This is a genomic window from Parvibaculum sp. (genome assembly GCF_039680535.1).
Taxonomy (GTDB): domain Bacteria; phylum Pseudomonadota; class Alphaproteobacteria; order Parvibaculales; family Parvibaculaceae; genus Parvibaculum.
In genome coordinates, this window is sequence record NZ_JBDKSS010000025.1 from 92,986 (window position 1) to 108,791 (window position 15,806).

The window sequence follows — 15,806 nt, forward strand, 5'->3', positions numbered from 1 at the left end:
ATGATGTCAGGAGCCTTCGAGGGAAAGGGGCGCACCAAAGCAAAGGGGCCGCCCTCAAGGCAGCCCCTTCTTCATCACGACCATCGGACGAAATTTCAGACTTGTTCGGTCACACCGTCCACCGCCGCTTCGCTCTCGTCGCCGAGATTGGTGGGTGCCAGCAGCAGATACATGGCGGGCGTCACCAGACGGGAGAGGAAGGTCGAGGAGAGCAGGCCGCCGATGATGACCCAGGCGAGCGGCGAATAGAGGCCGGAGCCCTGCAGCGCCAGCGGGAGAAGACCGCCGACCGCCGTAGCCGATGTCAGCAGAACGGGCAGGAAGCGGATTTCGCCGGCCTGTTCGATGGCATCTGCAAGCGGCGTTCCCGCCTTGCGCAACTGGTTGGTGAAGTCCACCAGCAGGATCGAATTCTTGATCTCGATACCGATGAGGGCGATGAAGCCGATGACGGCGGTAAAGGAGAGCGAGTAGCCCGATGCGAGCAGGGACATGATGCCGCCGAAAATGCCGAGCGGGATGACGCCTGCCACGACCAGCGTCGCGCGGAACGAGTGGAACTCGAGGATGAGCACGGCAAGAATGCCGCAAATCGCGATCAGGATAGCGGTGAGAAGTCCGCTGAAGCTCTTGCTCGCCGCTTCCGCCTCGCCGCCCTTGCGGAAGTCATAGCCCGGTGGGATCGGCACCGATTTCAGCCGTTTGAAAATATCAGCCGTGACCTTGGCGGTGTTGTATCCCGTCTGGGTATAGGCGGTGATGGTGACCAGGCGCTCGCGATTGTAACGGTCGATGCGGCTTGGGCTGGAATCGAGATGCGGCGCGGTGAGCAGGCCAAGCGGCACGGAGCTGCCGTCGGCGGTCGGGACATAGACCTTGTCCAGAGCATCGAGCGCGTGATGTTTGCCGAGCGGCAGGCGCACTGTGATCTTGTATTGCTCGCCGTTCGACTCGCGATACCAACCTGCCGTCTCGCCGACGATGGCAAGCCGCACCGTGCGGTCGATCTGTCCCGCAGGCACATTCATCATCGCGGCTTTCTCGGTGTTGATGCCGAGATTGAGGTCCGTGCGGTCGAGCTGCATCGGATTGAAAATGTCGCGCGTGCCCGGCGTATCTTCAATGATCCGCGAAACCTGAGCAGCGATTTCCTTGAGCACCTTGAGGTTCGGACCGACGATGCGAACCGCGACCGGCGCTTCGATGGGCGGCCCGTTCTGGAAGACGCGCAGGATGATCTGTGCGCCCGGATAGCGTGCGAATTCGGCTCGCAGCTCGTCATACATGCGAGGCGTCTTGACCTCGTCGAACTGCCTGATCTCCGCGAATATCTCCGCCATGTTGGCGCGGGTCTCCATCGACCGCACGTTGTAATAGATCTGCGGATTGGCGTGGCCGAGGTTGGACATGGTCCAGAGAATCTCGGGGCGTTTCTTCAGAACATTTTCGGCAAAGAGAAGCGCGCGCTTCGTTTCTTCCTGTCCTGTCCCCTGCGGCGTCTCGATCTGAACGAGGAACTGGCGGCTGTCCGCAGCGGGGAAGAGGCTGAAACCGATGACGGGAACGAGCGAAAGGCTGGCGAGGCAGACGGCCAACGCACCGATCACGGTTGTCTTCGGATTGGCGAGCGCCCGATGGAGGAGCGGGCGATAGAAGCGGTGGATGCCGCCCATCACGGCGCGCAGGAAGATGTTTCCCTCCGGGTGCGCCTTGTCGCTGAGAAGTCGGCTCGACAGGAAGGGGATGATCGTCAGCGAAACGAAGAGCGAGGCGATGATCGTGACCGTGACCGCGACGGGCAACGAACGCGTGAACTTGCCGGCACCCTCGGGAAGGGAAAGAAGCGGCAGGAAGGCAAAGAGCAGCGCTGCCGTGCAGCCGACGACGGCGACCGAAATTTGCGAGGTCGCAGCGACGGCAGCCTCAAGGCGTTTCTTGCCTTGCCGCAAATGGCGCTCGATGTTTTCGACCACCACGATGGAGTCGTCGACAAGAAGGCCGAGCGCCAGAACGAAGCCCGCGATCGACAACTGGTTCAGCGAGTAGCCGCCGAATTCCATCATCGACAGGCCGATTGCCAGCGAGAGCGGGATCGAGACCATGACCACCACGGCGGCGCGAATGCCGAGCGGCAAGAGCGTGATGAGGACGAGGCCGACCGCAATGGCGAAGTCGCGATAGAGATGGTTCAGCCGCTCATGCACCGAGACCGACTGGTCGAAGGCCCGCTTGAGCTCGATGTCCTTGGGCAGGCGCGGTTCGAAACGGTCGAGCGCCTTGTAGATGCCGTTGCGCACCTCGAAGACGTTCTGGTTTTCCTTCTGGTTCGCCGTGACGAAGACGGCCCGCTTGCCGTTGTACCAAGCGAGATGGCCCGCTTCCTCCTGCGCCCATGAGACATCGGCGACGTCGCCGACCTTGACGATGCGTCCGCCATAGGCGCCGACGACGGTGTCTCGAATCTGGTCGAGGCTCTTGAAGCCGCCGGTCGTCTTGATGTTGAAGCGCCGCGCGCCGGCATGGATGGGGCCGCCGGGAATATCGCTGCTTTCCGCGCCAATGGCGTTCGCGACCGCCGTCACGGGAATCTTCAGGCTGGCCAGCCGGCCGAAATTGACGGCGACACGTACCTCGGAGGCAGGAAGACCCCAGATCTTCGTTTCGCGCACGCCGGGCGCGCGATCGATCTCGTCGCGCAGATCCTTGGCCACGTCTTCGAGTTCGCGTGCGGGCGCCGCGTCGCTGACCAGCGCCACCTGCACCATGTTGGTGAGCGAGGAGCGGAACTTGTCGACCTGAAGAATCTGAATGCCCGAAGGCAGGCTGCTGCGTAGCGCGTTGATTTCCCGGACCACGTCGTCATAGCGCTTGTCGGGATCGGGCGTCGACCAGTTGAACTGCACGCTGATGCTGGCTACGCCGTCTTCGGCGCGGCTGACGATATTCTCAAGATCGTCGAGCCCGTTCACCGCGTCCTCGATGGGCCGCACGATCAGCTTTTCCATATCGGCCGGATCGGCGCCCGGCATCACCACGGTCACGACCGCATAGGGAATGGGAAAGTCCGGGTCTTCCGCGCGAGGAATGCTGTTGAAGGTGTTGACGCCCATCATGGCCAGAAGGCCGAAAAGGACGAGCGTGAATTGCCAGTTGCGGACGAAGAAGCCGCTGATCTTGCCGAGGATCATGTGCGCGGCCTCGCCACCGGCTGTTCGGCGGCGAGGTCGGTCACGACCTTCACCTTCACGCCATCGCGCAGATAGGGCGCGCCCGCGCTGACAACCTGATCACCCGCCGAGAGGCCGTCAGTGACAATGACCTCATCGCCGGAAATGGTGCCGACAGATACGCGGGCGAGGCGCACGGCGGATTTGGCAGGGTCATAGACATAGATGGTTGCGGTCGAGCCATGGCCTTCGAGGATGGCGGAGGCGGGGATGGCGAGATGCTTTGAGCGATCGCCATTTCCGGCTTTGGACGCCGGAGCAATGCGGGCCTCGCCCATGAAGCCGCTTTCTGCGCCCGAGGGCACACCTTCAAGCGCGATTTCGACTTCGAATGTGCCGGTGCGCGCGTCGCTCATTGCGGAGAGACGCCGCACGGTTCCGGCTACCGGCCTTTGCGGGAACGCATCGAGCGTCACCTGCGCCCTGTCGCCGATGGCGAGGCGCGCGACGTCGCGGTCGCTGAGGCCGGCCTTCAGGATGTAACCGGCCGAGCCCTGACTGACGGTAAGAACGGGCGCGCCGGGCGCGACGATCTCGTTGATGTCGGCGTGGCGCGTCAGCACGATGCCATCGGCGGGGGCGGTGATGCTGGCGAGGCTGCGGTCGAATTCGACGCGCTGCCGATCGGCGACCGCCATGTCATAGGCGCTCTTCGCATCCTGAACCTTTTGCTGACTGACGAAACCCTTGGCGAGCAGCGGTTCGATGCGGGCGAGGTCGCGCCTGGCCTTCTCGGCCGCATAGGCTGCGCGGGATGCCTCTGCGTTGATTTCGCGCTGGTCGAGCTCCGCGAGAAGCTGGCCCTTGGTCACGCGGTCGCCGGTATCGACCTTCAGCGTCTTGATGAGGCCGCCGATCTTGAAGGAGAGCGCCGCCTCCTTGTCGGAGCGCAGCTGGCCATAGGCGACGACGTCCTGGCTTTCCGGCGCCGTGCGCGCGGTGGCGACCAGAACGGGAACGCCGCTCTCGGTCTGGGTGGCCGCCTTGTCTTCCTTCTTGCCGCAGGCACCGAGCGCCGCAGCCAGACTCAGCGCGGCGATCGCGCCGAGCGCTATCCGTGAAAACGACATAGCCAACCCCTCATTGATACTGAACGGTGTTTATTTAGTGGGCTTTAGCGGCTGGTCAACCCCTCCTGAACAGTGTTAGGTAGGCTTATGCCGATGAAGCGTGCCAAAACCGTAGCGTCCGCCGGGAAAGCGGCCAGCGATGCCCCGTCGCGGCGCATCCGGCGTCGTCTGTCGCCTGCGGAAAGGCGCCTGCAGATCATTGACGCGGCGAGGGCGCTATTCGGCGAGGGCGGGCTCGCGCAGGTCACGATGCGCAATATCGCCCGCCATGTCGGCATCACGCAGGCGGCGATCTACCAGCACTTCGACGACAAGGAGGCGATCCTCTACGCGATTGCGGATGGTTATTTCGCGCAGTTGATCGAGCGGATGCGGGAGCGGCTGTCGGACGACTTGCCGCCGCTGGACCGGCTCCGGGGCATGATGCGAGGCTATATCGAGGCCGGGCTCGCGCGGCCGGAGGAATACAAGCTCGTATTCATGACCAATATTCCGGGTTTCAGGCGCGAAGGCGGCCTGCGCGCGGAGCCGGGCAACGAAGCCGAACCGACCACCGGCCAGCTCGCCTTCGGGTTTCTGGAAGAACAGGTGAGGACATTGCTGAAGGCCGGCCTCATCAGGCCCGGCGATGCCGAGCTGACGGCAGAGGCCATATGGGCGGCGGGACATGGCGTGGTGTCGCTGCTCATCACCCATGTCGGCTTTCTCTGGGCCCCTGAAAGGCTCATCGATGCGCAGATCGAAATGATCTTCAGGGGCATCCTGCCGGATGACAGCCCCGCGCGCCGGAAGGCTCCTCAGGCAAGGTCGCCGAAGGCATAGGCATCCATTCCTAGAGAACCGTAGGTAAAACTGTGGTGGACGCGGGTCGCAGCTTCGCCGGGCAGGCCTGCGCCGAGCGCGACGAAGAAGGGCAGGAAATGCTCGTCCGTCGGGTGGGCGCGAACCGCGTTGGGCGCGAGTTCGCGGTAATTCAGAAGCTCGTCGATGGCATGGGCTTCCACCTTGCCGTGAATCCATTCCGTGAAGGCGGACGCCCATTCCGCAGGGGCGGCATCCGGTTCCGGCCGCGTGATATCGCGCAGGTTATGCGTGATCGAGCCGGAGCCGATGATCATCACGCCCTCGTCGCGCAAGGGGCGCAGCGCTTGCCCAAGCCTGTAGTGCCATTCGGGGCCTTGATGCGCCGCGAGCGACAGCTGCACCAGCGGAATATCGGCGCGCGGGTTCATCAGGATCAGCGGCATCCATGCGCCATGGTCGAAGCCGCGCTGCGGATCGCCTGCGGGTGCGAAGCCCTGCGCGGCAAGGAGATCGGCGACGCGCGATGCCAGCGCCGGCGCGCCCGGCGCCGGATAGGTCAACCGGTAGAGCGCCTGCGGAAAGCCGTAGAAATCATGGATTGTTTCGGGGGCCGCGCCCGTGGTCAGCGTCGGCCGATCCTCTTCGTAATGGGCCGAGACGACCAGAAAGGCCTTCGGCTCACGCAGCTTTGGCGCGAGGTCGAGGAGGAATTGCCGGGCCGGCACGTCCTCGAAGGCGATCATGGGCGAACCGTGGGAAAGGAAGAGCGCTGGTGTACGTGACATGGTTTCGATCCGGGGTCAGGCCGTCAAACGATTGGCCGATGAGCGGAATATGGGCTTTTCGCGGGCCGGGCGCCAGACAGGTCCCGGGCAACGGACTGTTGCGCCGCCTGCGCCAATCTCCGCCTGCGTCAATCGCCGGCGAGGCAAAGATGACAAAGAATTCATCCCGGGCGCGGTAGCGCCGCCATTCGCGGCCGCTCTAGCATTTCGCTGTCTCATGTCCGCATCAGGCGGACGGCGTATGCGGACCAAATGCAGGCGGGGGTTTCATGAAGTTGTTGAATGTTGCGGCGCTATCGCTGTTGCTGGCGGCGCCCACGGTGGCGCTGGCCGACGAGTACACGACCGGCGACGGGAATACCGTTTCCTGCAATGGATACGATGCAAGCGGAAACTGGGTTCCTTGCCCGAGTGAGGATTCCTCGGGAAGCAGCAGCTCTCTTTCCGATCAGTGGAACGCGGCCAAGGACAAGTGGAACAACATGACCAACCCGAACACGTGGACGGGTGGCAGCAACAGCCAGGGCGGCTCCGTCAGCGAATAAGCGCGGCGCCTCTGGGCTCCCTTCACGTCCAGAATTGGCGAGGCGCGGACAGCGCCTCGCGGTGTCCGGTTCACAACTTGACTAAACAGTCATTTAATGACTATTTAGTCACAGATTGAAGGTGGACCCATATGGCCGGAAGACGATCGCCCGAGGAAAAGCCCGTGGAACATGGCTCGCGCCGACGCGAGCGCATGCGCGCCGTGCTTGTCGAAGCGGCGACCCAGCTTTTCGCGGCGCAGGGCGTGGACGCCACGACGATCGATGAAATCGTCGACCTCGCAGGCGTAGCCAAGGGCACCTTCTACAATTACTTCACCGACCGCGCGGACATAGCCGTCGCCGTCGCCTCCACGATCAGGCGCGAGTTCAATCAGGCTGTCGCGGAACTCAATGAAGGTATTGCCGATCCGGCGGAACGCGTTTCGCGCGGTGTCAGACTGTTTCTCTATCTCGTCGCCCGGGACCCCGTGCGCGCCCGGCTGCTTTCGCGCATCTATGAGGGCGGCGTCGATATTGCCAAATCGGGCAATCAGCATCTGCTCGGCGATCTGCGCGAGGGTGTAGAGCTCGGCCGCATTCACGTTCCCAGTCTCGAGGTTGCGCTCCATCTCGTCGTCGCGCTGGGCACAGCCGGCATGCGCCACCTGCTCGACAAGGGCGCAGGCCCGGAAATCCTGCGCGGCGAAGGCTATGCCCATGAAGTCGCAACTGTGCTTCTGCAAGGTCTGGGCCTGCGCAAGGCCGATATTGCTCGCATTCTCGCGCGGCCCTTCGATGCCTCGCATCTCACGCTACCAGACAGGGGAGAACGGCTATGATCCGCGTAACCGACATTGCGTATGTTCGTTTTCGTGCGCCCGACCTCGACCAGATGGAGACGTTCCTCGGCGAATTCGGAATGGCACGCGCCGGTCTCGACGGCGAGCTGCTTTACATGCGTGGCAGCGACACACGGCCCTTCGTCCATGTGACGGCGAAGGGTGAGCCGGGTTTCGACGGTCTCGCATTCCAGGCTGAAAGCGTGGACGATCTGCACCGTCTCGCCGACGCGGAGGGTGTCGCAGTCGAGGATCACGATGCGCTGGGAGGCGGCAAGGTCGTCCGGCTGCGCGATCCGGACGGGTTTCTCGTCGAGCTTGTCGCGGGCGAAGACCGGCCTGCGCCGCTCTCCATCCTGCGGCACCCCCTTCTCAACGAGGGTGAAGCGCATCGCCGCGTGGGCGTGGCGCAGCGCATTGCCGGCGGTCCTTCGCAGGTGAAGAGGCTCGGACATTGCGTGATCAACGTCACCGACTTCCGCGAGAGCGAGGACTGGTACAAGAGCCGCTTCGGTCTGGTGACGTCCGATGAAATCGAACTTGCGCCCGGTCTGGCGCTGGGCGCCTTCCTGCGCTGCGATCGCGGCAGGATGCATGTCGATCATCACACGCTCTTTCTCGTCGGCACTGGTCAGCCGGGTTTCAATCACGCCGCTTTCGAGGTCGCGAATTTCGACGATCTGATGGCCGGTCACGATCATCTGGCGAAGGCGGGCCGCCGCCACGAATGGGGCGTCGGGCGGCATCTGCTGGGCAGCCAGATCTTCGATTACTGGCGCGATCCCTGGGGCCACACGGTCGAGCACTGGACCGATGGCGACCTCTTCAACGATGAAACGCCGCCGAACAAGGCGGGGCTCGCCGAATTGATGGCCGCGCAGTGGGGGCCCGACGCGCCGCCCACCATGGGTAGCTGATCTCCATATTCACTTTCGCAAGAGGACCAAGCCTATGAAACTTGCAACCTTCACGTATCAGGGGCGCACGCGCATCGGCCTCGTTCGCGATCGGGGGATCGTCGATCTCTCGGTTGCCGCGCCTTCCCTGCCGCAGGAGATGACGGCGTTTCTTGAAACGGGCGACGCCGCGATGAAGGCAGCGCGCGAGGTGCCCGCATCGGCGCCGACGATTCCGCTCACCGAGGTCGTGCTGCGCGCGCCGGTGCTGAAGCCCGGCAAGATACTCGCGATCGGTCTCAATTATCGCGACCATGTCGAGGAAAGCGGCATGCCGCTGCCGGAAAATCAGGTCTGGTTCAACAAGCAGCATAATTGCGCGCAGGACCCCTACGGCGCGATCGATCTGCCGGTCGTCTCCACCATGCTCGATTACGAAGCCGAGATGTGCTTCGTCATAGGAAAGCGCTGCCGCCATGTGCCGCTGGAACGCGCGCATGAGGTGATCGCAGGCTATTTCGTCGGCAACGACGTCAGCGTGCGCGACTGGCAGCTCCGCACCAATACGTGGCAGATCGGCAAGAGCTTCGATACGCATGGGCCCATGGGCCCCTACATCGTCACGCCTGACGAAGTGGGCGATCCGCATGCGCTCGACATCAAGTGCTGGGTCAATGGCGAGTTGCGCCAGAACTCCAACACGAAATATCTGATCTTCAACTGCTTTGCCCAGGTCGCGCATCTCACGCAGGCCTTCACCCTCGAGCCCGGCGACGTGATTTTCAGCGGAACGTCGGGTGGCGTGGGCATGGCGATGAAGCCGCCCGTGTTCCTCAAGGCCGGAGACAGCGTGAAGGTCGAGATCGAAAAGCTCGGCTACATCGAGAACCGCGTCGTGCCTGAGAAGGGCGAGACGGTCATCGTCTGACGCGTTTCGGGGAGGAGACAGGAATGGAAAAGACGGATGTGCTCGTCTCGGGGCTCGGACCTGTCGGTGCGGCGTTGGCGGTCTATCTCGGACGCCTTGGCATTTCGGCGATTGCGATAGACCGCGATACAGGCGTCTACCCAATGCCCCGCGCGGCACATATCGACCACGAAACCATGCGTCTCCTCCACCTCGCCGGCGGCGCCGAAGCCGTGTCGCAGGCGAGCCAGCCGCTCTCGGCCTATGAGTTCCGCTCGCGCGACGGATCTCTGTTGATCGGCTTTCGGCCTGGCGAAGTGCTGACCGCGACGGGCTTTCCGCAAAGCTCCATGTTTCATCAGCCGACGCTCGAACATGCGTTGCGCGCGCGGCTCGCCGGGATTCCGGGCGTCTCGGTCCGCCTCGGCCATGCCTTGAAATCCTGCGTCTCGCATGACGACGGGGTTACCGTCGAAATCGTTGGGCCGGACGGCACATACAACGTCGCGGCCAAATTTCTCGTTGGATGCGATGGCGGGCAAAGCGCGGTGCGGCGCAACGTGGACATCGCGCTCGACGATATGGGTTTCGATGAGCCGTGGCTCGTGATCGATGCGAAGCTCAAGGATGGGCGCGAGCGCCTCACCACAATCGGATTGCAGCATTGCGATCCGCGCCGGCCCGTTACGTCGGTTCCCATGTCGCCGGGCCGGCATCGCTGGGAGTTCATGTTGCGTCCGGGCGAAAGGCCCGAGGAGGTTGTCGCCGATTCATTCATCGATGAATTGCTTCGGCCCTTTATCGATCCGGCCTCGGTGGAGATAGACCGGCGTGCCGTCTATCGCTTCCATGCCGTGATTGCGAAAGAGTGGCGCAGGGGGCGTATCCTGCTTGCGGGCGACGCGGCGCACCAGATGCCGCCTTTCCTGGGGCAGGGGCTTTGCTCCGGCGCGCGGGATGCCGCCAACCTCGCCTGGAAGCTTGCCGCCGTTCTTCAGGGCCGCGCGGGAGAGGCGCTGCTCGACAGCTATCAGGCAGAACGCGAGCCCCATGTGCGCGCCATCACGGAAATGGCCGTCTTCATGGGCAAGGTGGTCTGTACACAGAATGAGGATGAGGCGGCTGCGCGCGACCGCGACATGCTCTCGAAGCCGGAGAGCGAGCGAATTGCACCGATGGTCGATACGGTCGGCCTGAAGAGCGGCGTAATGCCCGGCGACGAACTGGCGGGCTCCATCTTTCCGGAGCCCTGGCTCCGGACCGGCGAAGGCCGCAGAAGGCTCGACGACGTCGCGGGCCTTCAGCCCCTCCTTTTCTACCGCGCCGGCGATGAGGCGGCGGCGGAATCCTTTCGCGCCTCGGGCGGCTTTGCCATGGCGCTCTCCGACCCTGAGCTTCTGGACGAGGGCAATCGGGTCAAGTCCATGCTGGCGGAGGCCGATGCCGTTCTTGTCCGCCCGGACCGCTATATTTTCGGCCGCGGGGACGCTGGCGGCCTTGTCGCGGCGTGGGCCGCCTATCTCAGGTCCGGCGTTTCGGCTGCCTGAAGGTCCCCAAACATCGTCGAACTCTGACATTCCGGAGATTGGCGCGCGTTCGCCTGTTCCGGAATGCCGTTGCTTTTGGCATAATCAAGCGTATCGATAGGGACAGAAGAGCTTCATCAAATCACAAAATATAACTGTAGTTAGTGCGCGAATCTCGGATTTTGGTGTAAAAATACGATTGACACCGTGGCTCGCCTCTAATTACCTATAAGACAGATAGACAAAATGCTCTCGCAAAAAGCCAAGTACGCTCTCAAAGCCATGCTCGCTCTCGCCAACCAGGAAAACGGGGAACTGCTGCAGGCCGGCGATATCGCCGAGCGGCAGAACGTGCCTCGCAAGTTCCTCGAGCTGATCCTGCTCGAACTGCGCAAGCAGGGGCTGGTGCATAGCCATCGCGGCAAGCACGGCGGCTACACCTTGGCGAAGCCTGCGGACACGATCACCTTCGGGCAGATCGTTCGGATCATGGACGGCCCGCTCGCGCCCATTCCTTGCGCGAGCCTCACCCGCTATCGCCGCTGCGTCGATTGCGAAGACGAGAAGTCCTGCGCCATCCGCCGCGCGATGCGCCAGGTGCGCGATTCCGCCGCCGAGATTCTCGACGGTCTGACGCTGGAGCAAGCCTGTCGTGGTTCGGCGCATGCGGAGTTGCTCACCTAGCTGAGCAAAAAAATTTGACAATTAATTATAGTTATTTGATCGAGATAGAGGCTGGGAGCAGATGGTTTTCGGAAATTTCGTGACGCGCGCCAGGGCCGCTTTGGGCGGCGTGATATTGCTGGCCGGATCGAGCGCCGCTGCCCATGCGGACATTACCCTGCTTAACGTGTCCTACGATCCGACTCGCGAGCTTTATGAGCAGGTCAACGCGGCCTTCGCGGCCGAGTGGAAGGCGAAGACCGGGGAGACCGTCACCATCCGCCAGTCGCATGGCGGTTCGGGCAAGCAGGCGCGTTCAGTCATCGACGGTCTCAATGCGGATGTCGTCACGCTGGCGCTTTCCAATGACATCGATCAGATCGCCGCGCTCACCGGCAAGCTGCCGATCAGCTGGCAGAAGCGGCTGCCCTATAACAGCACGCCCTATACCTCGACGATCGTTCTCGTTGTTCGCAAGGGCAATCCCAAGGGGATCAAGGATTGGGGCGATCTCGTTAAGCCCGACGTGTCGGTCGTGACGCCCAATCCCAAGACGGGTGGCGGCGCGCGGTGGAACTTTCTCGCCGCCTGGGCGTATGCCGACCAGAAATTCGGTGACGACGAGGACAAGTCCCGCGAGTTTGTCGGCAAGCTTTACAAGAACGTGGCCGTGCTGGACTCGGGCGCGCGCGGTTCGACAACGACATTCGCGCAGCGCGGCATCGGCGATGCGTTCATCAGCTGGGAAAATGAAGCCTATCTGATCCTGAAGCAGTTCCCCGGCGAGTTCGAAATCGTGGTTCCGTCGATCTCCATCCTCGCTGAGCCGCCGGTTGCAGTTGTCGACCAGAATGTCGATGCCAACGGCACACGCAAGGTCGCCGAGGCTTATCTCGGGTTCCTGTTCACGCCGGCGGCCCAGAAGATCATCGCGGCGAATTTCTATCGTCCGCGCAATCCCGCGGCGGCAGACCCGAAAGACGTCACCCGCTTCACGAAGGTCAGTCTCGTAACGATCGATGAAAAGTTCGGCGGCTGGCGCGCGGCTCAGAAGAAGTTCTTTGCCGACGGCGCCATCTTCGACCAGATCTACAAACCCTGAGTAGCGCTCAGTTCATTCCTGGAAAGGCGAATGTAATGACCATCTCTGTACTGACCAAAAGGACAGCGCTACTGCTCGGCGCCTTGTTCCTGTTCATCGCGTCGGCCTTCGAAGTGCGTGCCGACACGACGTTACTCAACGTGTCCTATGACCCCACCCGCGAGCTTTATGAAGCGGTGAACAAGGCCTTTATCGCCGACTGGAAGGCCAAGACGGGTGAGACCATCACCGTTCGCCAGTCGCATGGCGGTTCCGGCAAACAGGCGCGCGCCGTCATCGATGGCCTTTCCGCCGATGTGGTCACGCTGGCGCTTGCGGCCGACATCGACCAGATCGCGGCGCTTTCCGGCAAGCTGCCCATCGGCTGGCAGAAGCGCCTGGCCGACAACAGCTCTCCTTACACCTCGACGATCAACTTTGTCGTTCGCAAGGGCAACCCCAAGGGCATCAAGGATTGGGACGATCTCGTCAAACCGGGTGTCGCCGTCATCACGCCCAATCCCAAGACTTCGGGCGGCGCGCGGTGGAACTTCCTCGCAGCCTGGGCTTTCGCGGACAAGAAGTTCGGCGGCGATCAGGCCAAGGTGCGTGAGTTCGTCACGGCGCTCTACAAGAACGTTCCTGTGCTCGACACGGGTGCCCGCGGTTCGACGACCTCCTTCGCGCAGCGCGGCCTTGGCGATGTGCTCATCAACTGGGAAAACGAGTCCTATCTGATCCTCAAGCAGTTCCCGAACGATTTCGAGGTTGTCTATCCCTCGGTCTCGATCCTGACTGAGCCGCCTGTCGCTGTCGTTGACGGCAATGCCGACAACAACGGCACGCGCAAGGTGGCGGAGGCCTACCTCAAGTTTCTCTACACGCCTGAAGCGCAGAAGCTTATCGCCGCAAATTTCTATCGTCCGCGCGACACGGCTGCGGCCGATCCGGCGGATCTGAAGCGCTTCCCGAAGCTCGAACTCGTGACGATCGACGAGAAGTTCGGCGGCTGGCGCAAGGCGCAGAAGCTCTATTTCGGTGACGGTGGCGTATTCGACCAGATTTACAAGCCGTAACAGTCAGGCCGTAACGACAGGAAGGGCCTCAAGGGGCCGACGGCACCGCTCTTCTTCAAAAATCCATTCAGCAATGCGACCGCCGGAAAACGGTGGTCGCAAATGGGGGTACTCATGCAAAAAACTTCTCTTTTCCTAAGCGCCAGCCTTCTGGCATTGAGCCTGACGGGGCCGGCATTTGCTGCGTCGTCCGCCCAGGAACTTCAGCAGCGCGTCGACGACCTCGAAGCGACGGTCGATGCATTGCGGTCGGAAATCGCCGACATCCGCAAGCAGCCGGAATTCAAGCCGGTACCCGTCTTCCAGAATTCGAAGGGCGATACCTCGTTCAAGTTCCGCGGCCAGATTGCCGCTGATGCTGCCGCGTTCGATACGCGCAAGGGCGCCAACGACTACAAGGACGGCACGCAACTCCGCCGCGCCCGTCTCGGCATCGAGGGCACCTATCAGAAGGACTGGGCCTATCGTCTCGAGGTCGATGTCGGCAATGCTTCGCGCGACGACAATTCGAACCAGGAAATCGACGTGAAGGACGCCTATGTCCAGTACAAGGGTCTCAACGAAAAGACGACCGTCACGCTCGGCCAGCACAAGACGCCGAACACACTGGAGCAGGCGATTTCGAGCTCCGACACGCTCTTCACGGAAATTCCGCTCTACGTCGAGGCCTTTACCAACCGCACCACGGCGGGCGGCGACTACAAGGCGGGCGTGTCGGTGAAATATGCCGACGTCAACTGGACGGCGACGGCCGGTGTCTTCGGCGAAAACTACGCCATCAATGGCGGCGGCGGCACCAACGGCACCAGCGGCACGGCGACACCGACCTACCAAGACGAAGGCTGGGGTCCTGCGGCTCGTCTGACCTGGGCGCCCGTCAATGGCGTCACCGAGACGCTGCACCTTGGCGTTTCGGGCTATTGGCGCGATACGGGTGCGCGGCACGGCACCTCGTCAAACTCCGGCGTCCAGTTCCGTAGCGGTCCGGAAGTGTCGGTCGACGGCACACGCCTCATCGATACCGGTGCGCTCGACGCGAAGAGCTACTGGTTCGGCGGCCTCGAACTCGCCGGCCAGTACGGTCCGGTTTATCTTCAGTCGGAATATGGCAAGGTCAGCGTCGATCGCTATACCAACACGGACCTCGATTTCGACGGCGGCTATGTTGGCGCGTCCTGGGTTATCACAGGCGAAAACCGTGAATACAAAGACGGTGCTTTCGCGCGCATCAAGCCGAAGAGCCCATTCTCCCTGTCCAAGGGTGGCTGGGGCGCGTGGGAAGTTGCGGGCCGCTACAGCACGCTTGATCTCAATGACGGTGCGTTCAAGGGCGGCAAGGAGAACAATTACAGCCTTGGCCTGAACTGGTACCCGAACAATTACCTGCGTCTGCTTGTGGATTACGTCCATTTCGATGCGGATACGCCGAATTCCGGAAAGACGGCGATCGCCGTCAAGAATGCCGGCGACGCGATTATTACTCGCGTCGGCATTATCTGGTAATGCTATCGGCAATCGGGATGATTGCGCGAGTGAGTGGGAATGAGCTTGAGCGTTTTGACAGAGCGGCTGCCACGAAGGGTGCCTTCGGTATTGCCGGGCTTCGGGCTGACGCTCGGCTTCTCGATGGCCTATCTCGGGCTCATCGTTCTCATTCCGCTTACCGGCGTATTCATCCGCTCGGCCGGACTTGGCTGGTCGGGCTTCTGGCAGCTTGCCACTGACGAACGGACACTCGCCGCTCTGAAGCTCAGCTTCGGAGCGGCGCTTGCCGGTGGCGCCGTCAACGCGGTTGCAGGCCTTCTCGTTGCGTGGGTGCTGGTGCGTTACAGCTTTCCGGGCCGGCGCATCGTCGATGCCGCAATCGATTTGCCATTTGCATTGCCGACAGCCGTCTCCGGTCTGGCGCTTGCGGCGCTTTATGCGCCAAACGGATGGATCGGTTCGCTTCTCGCGGATATCGGAATCAAGGTCGCCTTCACGCCGCTTGGCGTCGTCGTCGCCTGCGTGTTCATCGGTCTTCCGTTCGTCGTGCGAACATTGCAGCCCGTGCTCAGCGATCTCGAGCCGGAACTCGAAGAGGCGGCCGCCACACTTGGCGCAACGCGCCTTCAAACCGTTTCGCGCGTGATTTTCCCGGCGCTGCTGCCGCCGCTGCTGACCGGCTTTGCGCTCGCCTTTGCGCGCGCGGTGGGCGAATACGGTTCGATCATCTTCATCGCGGGCAATCTTCCCTACAAGTCGGAGATCGCGCCGCTGCTCATCATCATTCGCCTCGAAGAGTTCAACTATTCCGCCGCGACCGCGGTTGCGACGGTCATGTTGCTGCTCTCCTTCGCCATTCTGCTGCTCGTCAATCTACTGCAGGCGTGGAGCAGGCGGCGCACCGGCTTCGCGAGCTGAGA

At 62.5% G+C, this 15,806-nt stretch carries 14 protein-coding genes; 11 read left to right on the plus strand and 3 right to left on the minus strand.

The features are described 5' to 3' along the window. Window positions 1-95: 95 nt before the first annotated feature. Entirely contained in the window at window positions 96-3,188 is a 3,093-nt protein-coding gene (locus tag ABFC66_RS15760; protein WP_346741923.1) for an efflux RND transporter permease subunit, read from the minus strand. Further along, entirely contained in the window at window positions 3,185-4,297 is a 1,113-nt protein-coding gene (locus tag ABFC66_RS15765) for an efflux RND transporter periplasmic adaptor subunit (RefSeq protein WP_346741924.1), read from the minus strand. The genes ABFC66_RS15760 and ABFC66_RS15765 overlap by 4 nt, the downstream gene beginning before the upstream one ends. 93 nt (window positions 4,298-4,390) lie before the next feature. Here ABFC66_RS15765 and ABFC66_RS15770 point away from each other — a divergent pair, with 93 nt between their 5' ends. Next, window positions 4,391-5,119 (plus strand): TetR/AcrR family transcriptional regulator, encoded by a 729-nt coding sequence (locus tag ABFC66_RS15770; protein WP_346741925.1) that lies wholly within the window; start codon window positions 4,391-4,393, stop codon window positions 5,117-5,119. On the opposite strand, the gene ABFC66_RS15775 is transcribed toward ABFC66_RS15770, so the two are convergent. Continuing rightward, window positions 5,095-5,886 (minus strand): class III extradiol ring-cleavage dioxygenase, encoded by a 792-nt coding sequence (locus ABFC66_RS15775; RefSeq protein ID WP_346741926.1) that lies wholly within the window; start codon window positions 5,884-5,886, stop codon window positions 5,095-5,097. The genes ABFC66_RS15770 and ABFC66_RS15775 overlap by 25 nt on opposite strands. Before the next feature lie 269 nt (window positions 5,887-6,155). Here ABFC66_RS15775 and ABFC66_RS15780 point away from each other — a divergent pair, with 269 nt between their 5' ends. The 10 genes from ABFC66_RS15780 to cysT all read left to right on the plus strand — a co-directional run bounded on the left by ABFC66_RS15780 (window position 6,156) and on the right by cysT (window position 15,804). After that, window positions 6,156-6,431, plus strand: coding sequence for a hypothetical protein (locus ABFC66_RS15780; protein WP_346741927.1), 276 nt, complete (start codon window positions 6,156-6,158; stop codon window positions 6,429-6,431). Between the two features lie 131 nt (window positions 6,432-6,562). Next, complete coding sequence (locus tag ABFC66_RS15785) at window positions 6,563-7,252, plus strand: helix-turn-helix domain-containing protein (RefSeq protein ID WP_346741928.1); 690 nt, start codon at window positions 6,563-6,565, stop codon at window positions 7,250-7,252. Then, entirely contained in the window at window positions 7,249-8,169 is a 921-nt protein-coding gene (locus ABFC66_RS15790; RefSeq protein WP_346741930.1) for a VOC family protein, read from the plus strand. Before ABFC66_RS15785 ends, ABFC66_RS15790 begins: the two co-directional genes overlap by 4 nt. A gap of 34 nt (window positions 8,170-8,203) precedes the next feature. Then, on the plus strand, window positions 8,204-9,076 hold the full coding sequence (locus tag ABFC66_RS15795) for a fumarylacetoacetate hydrolase family protein (RefSeq protein WP_346741931.1): 873 nt from the start codon (window positions 8,204-8,206) through the stop codon (window positions 9,074-9,076). 23 nt (window positions 9,077-9,099) lie between these two features. Continuing rightward, entirely contained in the window at window positions 9,100-10,602 is a 1,503-nt protein-coding gene (locus ABFC66_RS15800) for a bifunctional 3-(3-hydroxy-phenyl)propionate/3-hydroxycinnamic acid hydroxylase (RefSeq protein ID WP_346741932.1), read from the plus strand. A gap of 225 nt (window positions 10,603-10,827) precedes the next feature. After that, entirely contained in the window at window positions 10,828-11,265 is a 438-nt protein-coding gene (locus ABFC66_RS15805; RefSeq protein WP_346741933.1) for an Rrf2 family transcriptional regulator, read from the plus strand. 61 nt (window positions 11,266-11,326) lie between these two features. Beyond that, window positions 11,327-12,346 (plus strand): sulfate ABC transporter substrate-binding protein, encoded by a 1,020-nt coding sequence (locus ABFC66_RS15810; protein WP_346741934.1) that lies wholly within the window; start codon window positions 11,327-11,329, stop codon window positions 12,344-12,346. Between the two features lie 35 nt (window positions 12,347-12,381). After that, window positions 12,382-13,401: a sulfate ABC transporter substrate-binding protein gene (locus ABFC66_RS15815; RefSeq protein ID WP_346741935.1), complete on the plus strand. Its 1,020-nt coding sequence runs from the start codon at window positions 12,382-12,384 to the stop codon at window positions 13,399-13,401. A gap of 114 nt (window positions 13,402-13,515) precedes the next feature. After that, window positions 13,516-14,904 (plus strand): porin, encoded by a 1,389-nt coding sequence (locus tag ABFC66_RS15820; RefSeq protein WP_346741936.1) that lies wholly within the window; start codon window positions 13,516-13,518, stop codon window positions 14,902-14,904. 39 nt (window positions 14,905-14,943) lie between these two features. After that, window positions 14,944-15,804: a sulfate ABC transporter permease subunit CysT gene (gene cysT, locus ABFC66_RS15825; protein WP_346741937.1), complete on the plus strand. Its 861-nt coding sequence runs from the start codon at window positions 14,944-14,946 to the stop codon at window positions 15,802-15,804. Window positions 15,805-15,806 lie beyond the last annotated feature (2 nt).